Raw genomic sequence first — 13,017 nt, forward strand, 5'->3', positions numbered from 1 at the left:
CAACCTTTCGCTGTGCGGGGGATCGCCAGGGTGCATCGCCGCGAGAAGCACGTGGCCGGTCAAGTATTTGAATATACGCAATTAAATTCGTCTTCAGGGCTTGGCACGGCGATTGCCAACAGCGCGGCCAAGCGGCGTCCAGAACAGCAAGAACACCGCGAGACCGACCCCAAGGAGGAAGTCATGGCGATCACGCTCGACCAGGCGCCGGCCCAGCCGGCCCCTGCCAGGAAATTCTATCAGCATCTCTATGTGCAGGTGCTCGCGGCCATCGCGGCCGGCATCCTGCTCGGCCATTTCTGGCCGGAGCAGGGCGCTGCCCTCAAGCCGCTCGGAGACGCCTTCATCAAGCTGGTGAAGATGATCATCGCGCCCGTCATCTTCCTGACGGTCTCGACCGGCATCGCCGGAATGAGCGACATGCAGAAGGTCGGGCGCGTCGCCGGCAAGGCGATGATCTACTTTCTGACCTTCTCGACGCTGGCGCTGATCATCGGGCTTGTGGTCGGTAACTTGCTGCAGCCGGGCGCCGGCCTGCACATCAACCCCGCCAGCCTCGACGCGAAATCGGTGCAGGGCTACGCGACCCAGGCGCATGATTCCAGCGTGGTCGGCTTTCTCCAGAACATCATCCCGAACACGATCGTCGGCGCCTTCGCCTCCGGCGACATCCTGCAGGTGCTGTTCTTCTCGGTGCTGTTTGGCCTGTCGCTGTCGATGGTGGGCGAGCGCGGCAAGCCGGTGGTCGACTTCCTGCAGGCCCTGTCGGCGCCGATCTTCAAGCTCGTCGCCATCCTGATGAAGGCGGCCCCGCTTGGCGCCTTCGGCGCCATGGCCTTCACCATCGGCCGCTATGGCATCGGCTCCGTCGCCAATCTGGCGATGCTGATCGGCACCTTCTACCTGACCTCGGCGATCTTCGTGCTCGTCGTGCTCGGTGCGGTCGCGCGCTATAACGGTTTCTCGATCCTGGCGCTGATCCGCTACATCAAGGAAGAGATCCTGCTGGTGATCGGCACGTCCTCCTCGGAGGCAGCGCTGCCGACCCTGATGGAGAAGATGGAGCAGGCCGGCTGCAAGCGCTCCGTCGTCGGCCTCGTCGTGCCGACCGGCTACTCGTTCAACCTCGATGGCACCAATATCTACATGACGCTGGCGGCGCTCTTCATCGCCCAGGCCATGGACATCCACCTGCCGCTCGGCGACCAGATCCTGCTGCTGCTGGTGGCGATGCTGAGCTCGAAGGGAGCGGCCGGGATCACGGGCGCCGGCTTCATCACGCTGGCCGCCACCCTGTCCGTCGTGCCGGCCGTCCCGGTTGCCGGCATGGCGCTGATCCTCGGCATCGACCGGTTCATGTCGGAATGCCGTGCGGTGACCAACTTCATCGGCAACGCCGTCGCCACGATCGTGGTGGCGCGCTGGGAGGGCGAGCTTGATCAGGACCGGCTCAAGGCCGCGCTGAGCGGCGATCTGCCGGACCTGCTCGACGAGCCCTTGCTCGCCCCGGCCGAGTGATCCTTGCCGCCGCTGGCACGTGAGCGGACCTGAAGCTGCGGAATGTGCCAGCCACCGGCTGGCCAGTCCGCAGCGCAGGGCAGCCCGCGGCCCGGCCCCAGCCGGGCTGCGATCTACAGGCTGCGATCGGCCGCTCCTCCCTTGAAGGCCGCGAGCGCGATGGCGACGAAGGCGCCGACGCTTCCGAGGCTGCGGGTCTCCCGGCGCGTGACCAGATACTCTCCGGCCATGACATCGAAGTCGCGGACGGTCAGCGCGCGCAGCCGGGGGTCGAAGCCGCGCTCGCGGTCGAGCACGATTCCGACGCCGATGCCGGCCGCTACGGCCTCCTTGACCGCCTCCCGGCTGCCAAGGATCAGATGCGGCGTGATCTCGATGCCGTGGTCGGCCAGCGCCGTCTCGAAGAGATGGCGGGTCATCGAGCCGGCCTCGCGCGTGACGAGGCGCTGACCCACCAGTTCGGCTGCCTCGATCTGGCTGCGCTCCCACCAGGGATGGCCGGCATGCACCAGGATCTCCAGCCGCTGATCGAGCAGAAAGTTGCAGGCAAAATCCGGATGCGGCTCGCGCAGGGTCGCGATGCCGATGTCGACGCGGTGCTGCGCGACGAGGTCCAGCAGGTTGCTGGAATTTTCGAGCCGCAGGTCGAGCTGCACTCCCGGATGCTCGACGGCAAAGCGCTTCAGGATCGGCATCGCCACATAAGGCGCGCATAGACCGATGGAGAGATGGCCCACGGCAAGGCGGCGGCCGTTGCTCATCCGGGCTGAGATATCGTCGAGCATGAGGATTGCCTGCCGGACTCTCGGCAACAGGTCGAGTGCGTCCGGCGTCAGTTCTACACCGCCCGCCATGCGCAGGAACAGGCGCGTCCCGACGGCATCCTCAAGGGATTTCACGTGCTGGGTGATCGCAGGCTGGCTGACGCCCAGCGCGCCATCGCAGCGGCGGCGTTCACCCTGGCAGGCGGCGCCGCACTCGCCAGGGAGGTCGTGATCTACAACGCCTCCGACAGCGTCAACACCGCGCTGGTCGGCGCCTTCAAGAAAAAGCATCCTGATATCGAGGTGAAGTTCGTATCGGGTTCGACCGGCCCGATCGCCGAGCGCGCGATCGCCGAGAAGGCCAAGCCGCAGGCCGACGTCGTCTATCTCGTCAACAAAGCCGCTCTGGAGCAACTCAAGCAGGCCGGCGTATTCGAGCCCTACGAGCCGAAGGGCTCGAAGATCCTGCCCGCCTTCCGCGACGCTGATGGTTTCTACAACAAGTACTTCGCCACGACGATGTGCATGGTCGTCAACAAGGAACGGTTGGCGCAGAAGGGCCTGCCGATGCCCGCGACCTGGGAAGACCTGATCAGGCCGGCTTATCGCAAGGAGATTTCGCTGCCGTCGCCGCTCAAATCGGGCACCGGCGGCGCCATCCTCACCACTTTCGTCGACGCTTTCGGCTGGCCGTTCGTCGAGAACCTGAACGAGAACGTCTACCAGTATTCCGATGGAGGTTCCGGTGGCGCGCAACTGGCCGGCGCGGGCGAAGTCGCGATCGGCCTGACCTTCGATACCACCTGTTTCGAGACCAAGGCCTCGGGCAAGCCGGTCGAGATCGTCTATGGCCGGATCACGCCCAACGTCACCGAGGGCGGTGGTCTCGTTGCCGGCGGTCCCAACCCGGCCGAGGCCAAGGTCTTCCTCGATTTCATGGCGAGCGACGATGCCGCCGCTGTGCTCGGCAAGGTGGTGGGCGCGACCGCGGTGCCCGGGCACGGTCTGGTCGATCTGAAGCAGATCACGCTCTGGCAGATGCGCCGCCCCGTCGACATGACAGCGTTCCGGCGCGAATTCGCCAGCCGCATCCTCAAGCAGTGACGGATTTGGCCACCGTGATCGAACTGGCGGCCTCGCCCCTTGCCGCAGAGCGACCGGCCCTCGTGAGGGGCCGGCCGCATCTGGCCGTGCGCGACATCGTCAAATCCTATGGCGGTTCCGCCCGGGCGGTCGATGCCGTCTCGCTCGATCTCGCCAAGGGAGAATTCGTGACCCTTCTCGGCGATTCCGGCTGCGGCAAGACGAGCTTGCTCCGGATCATCGCCGGCTTCGTGCGGCCGGATGGCGGGCGCGTCCTGCGCGCGGAGCAGGATGTCACCGACATGGCTCCAGCGCGGCGGCGCATGGGCTTCGTCTTCCAGTCCTATGCGCTGTTTCCGACGAAGACCGTCGCCGAGAATATCGGTTTCGCGCTCACGATCGCCTCGCGCGGCCGCGATGAACGGGAGCGCCGCGTCGTCGAATTGGCACGACTCGTCGAGATGGAGCGACTACTCGAACGCTATCCGCACGAATTGTCGGGCGGTCAGCAGCAGCGCGTCGCACTGGCGCGCGCGCTCGCATCCGATCCCGAGGTGCTGCTGCTCGACGAGCCGATGTCGGCACTCGATGCTCGCATCCGCGTCAAGCTGCGTAACGAGCTGCGGTCGATCATCGACAGGCTCGGCATCACAACCCTCTATGTGACGCATGATCAGGAAGAAGCCCTGGCCCTGTCCGACAGGGTCGCGGTGATGTGCAACGGACGCTTCGAGCAGATCGGCACGCCCGCGGAAATCTATCACCGCCCCGGTTCCCTCTTCGTCGCGCAGTTCATCGGCGTCTCGAACCTGATCGAAGGGCATGCGGTGGCCGGCGGCGTGGACGCCTATGGCGAGATCTGGCCCATGGCGCTCCCGCCCGATATCCGATCCGGCGAACGCGTCACCGCTGTCTATCGGCCCGAGCATATTGGGGTCGCCTCAGCTGCCCACCCTGGGGTAAGCGGGCTCCCTGGGCGGATCGCGGGCGCGGCCTTCCTTGGTGCCGTCGTGCGCCTCACCGTGACGCTGGACTCCGGGCGGACCGTCATTGCCGATTGCCCGTCGCACGAGGCTGAGCGGATCGGCACACGCGGCGCGCCGGTCATCGTCATGCCAGATGCTCGGCGCGCGGCGCTGATACCGGCGCGGGGCCGGTCATGACGCGCCTGCTGCGCCAAGTGCCGCGTGCACTCGCGAGCGGCGTCGTCACGCTGCTGCTGCTGGTCTTCATCGGCGTGCCGATCGGCGCCGTGCTCGTCAATAGCTTCGTCATCTCCGGTCCGATGCCTCTGGTGCGCCTGAAGGCGGTCACGGTCGAGGCCCTGGACCAGCTACCGACGGAAGACAGGGCAATCCTGATGCGCCGCTGGAGCGAGACGGCGACCGAGCCGGAACGCGTCGAAGGGAGCGCTGCGGCCTTCCGGCTCGCCGGGCTCACCCCGCCCTGGGATCGCACCGCGCCCTATTCCGAACAGGCTCAGGCGATGCAGGCCGCACTCACCGCCCTTGGGCCGCAGGACAGGGCCGAGGTGGCCGACAATCAGGCGCTCGCGCATGTGATGTTGCACAAACGGACTGCGCTCGCCTTCAGGGTGAAGAGCTTGATCGGCCAGCAGGCGTTCGACACGCTGCGCAATGGCTCCGAGGAGCGCTGGGGGCTCGACCACTACCTGAAGGTCTTCCAGGATTCCTATCTTCGAAACGCTGCATTCAATAGCCTGACGCTTGCCGGCCTGTCGGTGGTCTTCACGGTGMCCCTGGCGTTTGCGTTGGCTTACGGCATCAATTGCGGCGGTGTGCCCTGGCCCTCTGTGATGAGAGGCGTCTTCCTGATGCCGCTGGTCGCACCACCGGTGCTGATCGCGACCGCGACCGTGATGCTGTTCGGCCGGCGCGGGCTGGTGACGCATTCGCTGCTCGACCAGGGCCTCGGGCTGATCGACGCTGATGAGACCAATCTCTACGGTCTTCTCGGCGTCGTGCTGGCACAGACATTGTCCTTCATGCCGGCGACGCTGATCATTCTCGACAACGTCCTGCGCCGGCAGGACGGGCGCATCGACGAGGCCGCAGCCGGGCTTGGCGCTGGTCACTTCACCACCTTTCGCCATGTCACGCTGCCGCTGGCCTTGCCCGCGATCAAACGCGCGATCGTGCTCGTCTTCATCATGAGCCTGACGGATTTCGGCAATCCGCTGATTCTCGGCCGGGATACCCCTGTTCTCGCCGGGATCGTCTATGACGAGATCACCGCCTACAGGAATACGCCGCTCGCGGCGGCGCTCTGTGTCTGGCTGATCATCCCCTCCCTTCTGCTCTATCTCGGCCTCGAGTTGTTCGGGCGCCGCAAGGGCTACTCGAGCGCGAGCATCGCGGGGCGCTCAGAGCTGCCGATGCCGCGCTCCTGGCGCATCGGCCTGGCAACGCTGGCCGGGATGGTCGGCGCGCTCATCTTCGCGGTCTACGGCACCATGGCGCTGGGTGCTGTGACAAAGGTCTGGGGCACCGACTGGAGCCTGACGCTCGGCCATTTCACGGGAGAAGGCGCAAAGGTCGGCCTTGCCGGCACGGGCTACGGCAGCTCCGAGCGCGGTCTCGAACTCGTCTGGGAAAGCCTGCGTATCGGTGTGATCGCGGGCCCGGTGGGTGGATTGTTCGCCGTGGTGATCGCCTATGTCGTCGAGCGCCTGCGGCCGCCGGGCGCCAACCTCATCGTCTTCCTCGTGTTGGTGCCGGCGATCCTGCCCGGCATCATCTTCGGCATCGGTTATATCGTCGCCTTCAACATCCCCTTCGGCATTCCGAGCCTGTCGCTGACCGGAACCTCGGCGATCCTCGTCGTCAATATCCTGTTCTCGAACATCTTCGTCGGCGTGCTGGCGGCCCGTGCAGCCCTGCAGCGTGTCGACGGTTCCATCGACGAAGCGGCGGAGAGTCTTGGCGCCGGCCTCGTCCTGCGCTTCCTGAACGTCACGCTGCCGATCTTGCTGCCCGCCCTGCTGCTCGGCATGCTCTATGTCTTCATCGACGCGCTGACGACGCTGTCCTCGATCATCTTCCTGGTCTCCGGCAACCACAAGCTCGCTGCGGTGGCGATCTTCAACCACGCCAGCTCCGGTGAATTTGGCTACGCCGCCGCCAAGAGCCTCGTCCTGCTGGCCTTCGCGCTCGCCGCCATCGGCCTTGCAAGATTGATCGAGAAGCGCAGGGAGCCTGGTCGGCACCGGCTCTCGCCACTGCGTTGGCCGACGTTGCCGCGCTTCTCAGCATTCTCGAAATGACGATGGCCATGGAAGACGATCTCGTATCGCGCGACGCAACTGCCTTCTTCCACCAGAAGGGATCGAGCCCCTGTTTGTCGGCACTGCGGGCCGCGGAGGGCGTCTGGCTCGAAGACGACGAGGGGCGGCGCTTCATCGACCTGCACGGCAACACCGTCCACCATATCGGGCATGGTCACCCCGAGGTGATCGCGGCGTTGAAGCGTCAGCTCGATACGCTGCCCTTCGCGCCGCGCCGCTTCACCAACGAACCCGCAGTTGGGCTGGCCGAGAAGCTGCTGGCGTACTGGCCCGGTGCGCGGGCCAAGGTTCTCTTCGCGACCGGCGGTTCGGACGCCATGGAGATCGCCCTGAAGCTGGCGCGCGTGACGACGGGCCGCCACGAGACGATCTCGCTGGAAGGCTCCTATCACGGGCACGKCTTCGGCGCTTTTGGCCTGTCGAAAGCCGCAGCGGACCCGCGCCTCGGCCCCTTCCTGCCGGGGCGTCGGCACGTGACGCCCTATTGGGCGCCGGACGGCGCGCAGCGCATGCTCGCGGAGATGCGCGAAGCCTTTGGGGCATCTGAGACCGGTATCGCGGCCGTCATCGCTGAACCGATCCGCTCCAACTGCCATGTCCCGCCGGACGGGCTCTGGGCCGAGGTGCGCGATCTCTGCAACCGGCACGGTGCACTGTTGATCTTCGACGAGATTCCGTCAGGCCTCGGCAAGACCGGCCGCTTCTTCGCCTTCGAACATGTCGGCGCCATCCCCGACGCGGTGGTGCTCGGTAAGGCGCTGGGCGGTGGGCTCCTGCCGATCGCCGCCGTTATCGCCGACGCGCGGCTGGACATCGCCCCCGAGCTCGATCTCGGCCACTACACGCATGAGAAGAACCCGCTCACCACGCGAGCCGCCCTGACCATGATCGATATCGTCGAGCGTGACGGGCTGGTGCGGCGCGCTGCCGAGCTTGAACTGCGCATCAGGTCGCGCATCGCCGCTCTCGCAAGCGAGGTCCCAGCCATTCTCGGTGTACGAGGGTGCGGATTGCTGCTCGCCATCGAGTTCGATCCCGCCGCTTTCGGCATGAATCCCGGCCCGGCATTCGCGGCCAGGCTCGTGTCGCGCTGTTTCGAGTTCGGCCTTTCGACGACGTCCAAAGGGCCGGCCAGCATCGGCTTTTCTCTGCCCATGACCGTGACCGATGCCGAACTCGAACTGTGTTTCGAACGGCTCGAAAGGATAGCGGCGGCGCCTCCTTGCTGAAATCGCACTGCTGACGCAGCGTGTCTGCAAGATGCCGCGTGCGGTCTGCGGGAGGGCCAGCAACATGGTCAGAGGCATCCCTGAGGGCAAGTGTCCCGCAGGCTCTCCGCTACGGGGGGAGCGCGAGGAAAGCGCTTGATAGAACCTTTTAAAGGGGTATAGGCGGTTACATGGATGCCAACGATCCGCCGCCCCCCAGCCGCGCTGTGAGCTTGCCGCTTATCGCCAGCGAGCTCGCCTTCGATTTTGTCAATTCTGTCGCGGATCGGGGAGGGGCGCAGCATGCCGAGTATCTGCATAACGGGGCCGACATCGTCCTCTGGGCGCATCTCGCAAAACTGCTCAGTGACACGGACAGGGATGCGGCTCTGGCAATGGTCGCTGCCGACGAGGTTCTCGCTTCCCGGCTGCTGAGCGAGGCCCATGCGCTTCGGGAAACCATCTACGAGATCGGCGCGGCATTGGCCCGACGCGATACGCCGCGGGAGGAGGATCGCGCGGCCTTGACGGCGGCTCATGCCCATTGCCTGAGCCGGGCGCGGCTCTCGACCTCCGGCGGTGGATTCGCCTGGACATGGGACCCCTACACGGCCCTCGTCGAGGCAGTGCTCGGGCCGATTGCGCTCTCGGCTCTCACCGTGATGACCCAGCAAGATCTCGCGCGGGTCAAGCGCTGCGAGGGAGACCATTGCGGCTGGCTGATGTTCGACACGACCAAGAATCGGCGGCGACGCTGGTGCGAGATGGAGGTTTGCGGCAACCGCGCGAAAATGCGCGCGTTTCGAGCGCGGAAGTTCGAAGCCAGCTGAAGCAGTGTTCGAACCTCGTTCTTCGAGAGACTTCATTGCGTGATGTCATGATCTGGGACGACAGATCTCCAGCACGATGATGCCGGGTCGATATTGAAGGTGCTTGCGCGTGATTGTGGATTGACGCAAAGGGACTTGGTGGGGCGAGGGCAGAAAATGGCTGAGGACTGGGTCAGGGAGCGGGCCGAGAAGTCGCTTTCGCAGATGATCGACTGGATCGGGCGGCATGATAGCCGCAGCGCCGGGCTGATGGGCATCACAGTTGCTATGATGGGCGCGCTCTCGGCTGCAACGCCTGCCGTAAAGCAATGGAACGGCATTTTTATGTTTGCCCTGGCCGTTGCGGCGGGCGGGTTCGCGACGGTTCTGTACCAGTTGATGCGCGGGCAGATTCCTCGCCTGCGGGCTGGAAAACCATCGCTCTCCTTTTTCGGTACTGTCGCAGGCCTCCCGCAGGACGAGTTTCGTTCTCGCTTCGTCAAGATGACGGAAGAAGAATACCTCGATGACGTGTTGAACCAGTGTTACGTCAACGCCCGGATACTGCGTTCGAAGTTTCGCTGCCTCAAGCGGGGGCTGATTGCACTCTTGTTGACTGCCGTCCCGTGGACATGGGCCATATCTTTGGCCAAGTCACTTTAATCGGAGCTTGGAAATCTTCTCCGGCGTGTTGCCTAAAAGGCACAGCCGGACGGTAGGTCATCCCCTAATACCTGTAACCAGCAAAAGCTAGTTAGACGGTTTTGGATTGCTCCGGGGGCTTCACCATGTTCCGCCGCGTCGTTCGCCGGGGATTTGCCGGCCTCATGGTTGTGGCCGCAACGTCGACGGCGGGATCGGCCCAGGAGCCTGTACCGCGATCGACGCCTCGCGCCGGCGCCATTGTTTCCGCAAAGGGCGGCGAGGAATTGCAGCTGCAGCGAGAGCCGCGCTGGCACCCGGCCGTCGTGCGCCAGGACGTGGTTGGGGGCGATACGCTGCGTACCGGTGAGATCGGGACGCTCGGCATCACCTTTCAGGACCAGACGACGATCCGCGTCGGGCGCCAGTCGACGCTCGTCGTCAACCAGGTCGCAGCGGCGACGGGCACGACCGAATTGACAGTGCCGAATGGCAATGTCTGGGCTCGTGCCTCGCGCGGCGGTACTGGCGTGACCGTGAAGACGCCGGCCGCCTCGGCCGCGATCCGCGGCACCGACTGGTCGCTGTCGGTCCAGGGCGACCGCACGTCGCTGGTCGTGCTGGAAGGCACAGTCGAGTTCAGCAACCCCCAGGGCTCGGTCACGGTCCAGCAAGGCGAAGGCGCAACGGCGCGTATCGGAGAACGTCCGACCAAGACCGTTCTGGTCAGGTCCGACGATCGCGAGCAGATGCTGTTCTACATGGAGCTGCGCGGCCTCTTCCGTGGCCTGCCGGCGACCCGCCTCGACGGTGCGGCACGGCGCAGCGAGCGCGCGCGGCTCGCCGCCATCCCGATCCCGGCGCGCACGACTGAGGATTGGGTCGCGATTGCGGAAAATGGCATGGGTCATGATCCGCGCGAGATCGTGCTGCAGGCGGTGGCRGAGGCGCGCCGGCGCCTCGGCCAGCGTCCGGCTTTCATCCCGGGCCCGGACGAGGACTGGACTGCGGCGCGGCGCGGTACGGGCGAGACGCAGGCGAACCGTTCCAGCCAGAGCGCCCGCCTCGATCTCGTCGAGGCGATGCTCGCGGGTTCGGCCAAGCGCTACAAGGAAGCAGCCGCGCTGTTCGCGCGGGCGGCACGTGGCACGACGGGGCGCCAGCAACTGACGGCGCGATGCGGTTATTACGCCGCCGCCACGATGGCCGAACCCAAGCGCGTGCTGCCAATGCCACGCGTCGGCGGAGCGGACCAGAATGTCTGTGCCGCCTATGTCATGGGCTTCGGCAAAGGTCTGGAAGAGGCGGCGAACGTGCTGCGCCAGACGGAGAAGGCGGCGCCCCGCCACCTGCTCTCCTCGATGGTGTCGGCGCAGATCTCGTTGCTCCTGAACCGACGCGACGAGATGCGGGCCACCGTCGAGCGCATGCGCATCATCGATCCCGACAGCCMCGAGACGTTGCTGGCCTCCGGTTACCTCAAGAGCAGCATCGACAGCGATCTCGATGGGGCCGTTGCCGATTTCACGCGCGGCACGGAGGTCGCTCCCGGCGAGGCCACGCTTTGGAACGGCCTTGGCCTCGCCGAGAGCGCCCGCGATGCGCCGCTTGAGGCCGAGCGTGCCTTCCGGCGGGCTATCGCGGTCGATCCCGATGATCCTGTTGCCTATGCGAATCTCGCCACTCTCTTGCTCGACCAGAGCCGCGTCGATGAAGCCGGAAGGCTGATCGAGAAGGCACTGGCGCTCGATCCCTCGCTCGATGCCGCCTACACCGCCAAGGGGCGCTACTACCTGCAGAAGGGCGACATGGCGAAGGCGCTGGAGTTCACGCTCGCCGGAAGCGCCGCCAATCCAGCTGACGCGCAGAGTCTGCTCGCGGTCGCCATTGCCCAATATCAGAGTGGTGACCTGCGAGTGGCTGGCCAGGCGCTCGACAATGCCGACCGTCTCGACAAGAACGATCCCATCATATCCATCACCCGGACTGCCATCGCCGTCGACCAGCTCGAGGCCGATGCCGCCATCATCAATGCGCGCGAGGCTGTGAGACGCTATCGCAACCGTGGGGGCTATTTCGCGGCGCTGGCGACGACGAAGACCGGTGGTTCCTATCTCGGGCAGGCCTATCGCCTGCTGAGCCTCGAGGATTGGGGGCGCTATTACACCGACCGCGTCGCCGATCCGTTCAGCGCCACGAGCTATTTCGACCAATCGGCAGCGCGCCGCGCCCGGCCGCTCTTCGCCCGCCCGACGCTCGACCAGATCGAAGGCGGTACCGCCGATGTCGCCGGCAACCTCATCCTGCAGGGCTTGTTCTTCGATCCGCTGGCGGTCTCCGGCCGTATCGGCCGCATCGATCTGCTGCGCCGGCCCTTCATCGACATCGAGTTCGGCGGCTCTCTCATACGCCGCAACGGCCGCAACGGCTGGCAAAGCGAGGCCATGGTCCAGGCCTTCAGCAACGAGCCGGTGCCGACATCGGTTTCCCTGTCCTATAACCGGATCGACACGGGCAATCGCCGCGGCCGGGCCGGCGGCGAAGACGGCCAGTCGGCGGCGGCATTCGTCGGTATCGCGCCCAGTGCGGCCGATCGCTTCCTGCTCTGGGGCACGGTGAACTCAGCCAAGCCGGATCTGATCGCTCCGGCGATCAACCTCTTCGACGCTGATACCAATTCCGTGAAGACCTATCAGGCCGGCGCCGGCTGGAGCCACACATTCGGCTACCGCAACGTGCTGACCGGTGCAGTGGTCGCGACCGGGGCTGATCAGTCACAGCGTCGGACTGTGACGAATGCCGCCGTCATCGACGATCCAACCTTCGGGCCGTTCTTCCTGTCGCTCGACACGCGCGAGCGGAAGGACACGAAGGTCGATTCAGTCACGGCCGCGCTCAGCCATACCTTCGGCTTCGGCGATTTCACCTTGCGCAGCGGCCTCGAAGGCCAGAGCGGACGCATTCGCAGCTTCATCGCGCAAGGCGCGACGCTGTCCATTCCCCTCATTTCGTTCCTGGAAAGCAACGACACCTTTGACGGCACCCGCAGCAATTTCACGGCCGGTCGCGCCTATACCAATCTGCAAWGGCAGCCCTCCGACAAGATCCAGATCGAGGGTGGCATCCAGCTGCTCGGCGCCGATATGGGGCCGTCGCGGTCCAAGACCTATGCCGATCCGCGCATCGGCATAGGTTTCTCCCCGATCGATAACCATTGGCTGCGCGCGGCCTGGCGGCGCGACACCGAGTTGCCGAACGGGTTCACATTGTCACCGGTGACCACGGTGGGGCTGGTTCCGAACGCCCTGCCGGTCCAGCTCGGCGGCAACAAGGAAWCGGTGGCGCTGCGCTGGGACGCCGAATGGACCCAGAACATTTTCACCGCAGTCGAGTACCAGAACCAGCGAGCCCGAAACCTGCGGCTCGATTTCCCCGACACGCTCGACAGCTTCGACCTGAACAAGGCCAGGATCGACTATGTCACGGCGACCGCGAATATCTGGCTGACGCATGGCATCGGCGTCTTCGGCACCATCGGCATGGCCAATTCCAGTACGATCGACGCGAACGGCCTGGAAGTCGACGTGCCGTTCGTGCCGCGTCGCTTCGCGCGCGCCGGGCTRACTTTCGTCCATCCCAGCCGCATCAAGTTCTCGGTGATCGAGAACTATATCGGTGAGCGCTACGAC

General features: G+C 65.4%; 9 protein-coding genes. 8 read left to right on the forward strand and 1 reads right to left on the reverse strand.

Annotation, left to right across the window (positions count from 1 at the left end):
* Nucleotides 1-183 precede the first annotated feature (183 nt).
* Nucleotides 184-1,518, forward strand: coding sequence for a dicarboxylate/amino acid:cation symporter (locus AC1D34_RS01690; RefSeq protein WP_441490156.1), 1,335 nt, complete (start codon nt 184-186; stop codon nt 1,516-1,518).
* A gap of 113 nt (nt 1,519-1,631) precedes the next feature.
* On the opposite strand, the gene AC1D34_RS01695 is transcribed toward AC1D34_RS01690, so the two are convergent.
* Nucleotides 1,632-2,417, reverse strand: a complete 786-nt coding sequence (locus AC1D34_RS01695; RefSeq protein ID WP_476823330.1) for a LysR family transcriptional regulator substrate-binding protein — start codon at nt 2,415-2,417, stop codon at nt 1,632-1,634.
* Here AC1D34_RS01695 and AC1D34_RS01700 point away from each other — a divergent pair, their 5' ends adjacent.
* The 7 genes from AC1D34_RS01700 to AC1D34_RS01730 all read left to right on the forward strand — a co-directional run.
* Nucleotides 2,418-3,386 (forward strand): extracellular solute-binding protein, encoded by a 969-nt coding sequence (locus AC1D34_RS01700; protein ID WP_476823331.1) that lies wholly within the window; start codon nt 2,418-2,420, stop codon nt 3,384-3,386. It begins immediately after the preceding gene.
* Nucleotides 3,383-4,528 carry an ABC transporter ATP-binding protein gene (locus AC1D34_RS01705; protein ID WP_476823332.1) on the forward strand — a complete coding sequence of 382 codons (1,146 nt, stop codon included), beginning with the start codon at nt 3,383-3,385 and terminating at the stop codon, nt 4,526-4,528. The genes AC1D34_RS01700 and AC1D34_RS01705 overlap by 4 nt, the downstream gene beginning before the upstream one ends.
* The gene (locus AC1D34_RS01710; protein WP_476823333.1) at nt 4,525-6,648 is read left to right on the forward strand and encodes an ABC transporter permease; all 2,124 of its coding nucleotides are present in this window, start codon (nt 4,525-4,527) and stop codon (nt 6,646-6,648) included. The genes AC1D34_RS01705 and AC1D34_RS01710 overlap by 4 nt, the downstream gene beginning before the upstream one ends.
* 2 nt (nt 6,649-6,650) lie before the next feature.
* Nucleotides 6,651-7,898, forward strand: a complete 1,248-nt coding sequence (locus AC1D34_RS01715) for an aminotransferase class III-fold pyridoxal phosphate-dependent enzyme (protein ID WP_476823334.1) — start codon at nt 6,651-6,653, stop codon at nt 7,896-7,898.
* A 206-nt stretch (nt 7,899-8,104) separates the two neighbouring features.
* On the forward strand, nt 8,105-8,707 hold the full coding sequence (locus tag AC1D34_RS01720) for a CGNR zinc finger domain-containing protein (protein ID WP_476823335.1): 603 nt from the start codon (nt 8,105-8,107) through the stop codon (nt 8,705-8,707).
* Nucleotides 8,708-8,863: 156 nt separating this feature from the next.
* A complete protein-coding gene (locus AC1D34_RS01725; protein WP_441507230.1) occupies nt 8,864-9,349 on the forward strand; it encodes a Pycsar system effector family protein in 486 nt (161 codons plus the stop codon).
* A 125-nt stretch (nt 9,350-9,474) separates the two neighbouring features.
* Nucleotides 9,475-13,017 (forward strand): FecR domain-containing protein (locus AC1D34_RS01730; protein WP_476823336.1); only part of this gene is annotated, 3,543 nt, incomplete at its 3' end.

The organism is Allobosea sp. P1_A7, assembly GCF_056406775.1.

Bases quoted from the DNA above. Each gene is read 5' to 3' on its own strand.
- AC1D34_RS01690 (WP_441490156.1), top strand. From the start codon at position 184: ATGGCGATCACGCTCGACCAGGCGCCGGCCCAGCCGGCCCCTGCCAGG.
- AC1D34_RS01725 (WP_441507230.1), top strand. From the start codon at position 8,864: ATGGCTGAGGACTGGGTCAGGGAGCGGGCCGAGAAGTCGCTTTCGCAG.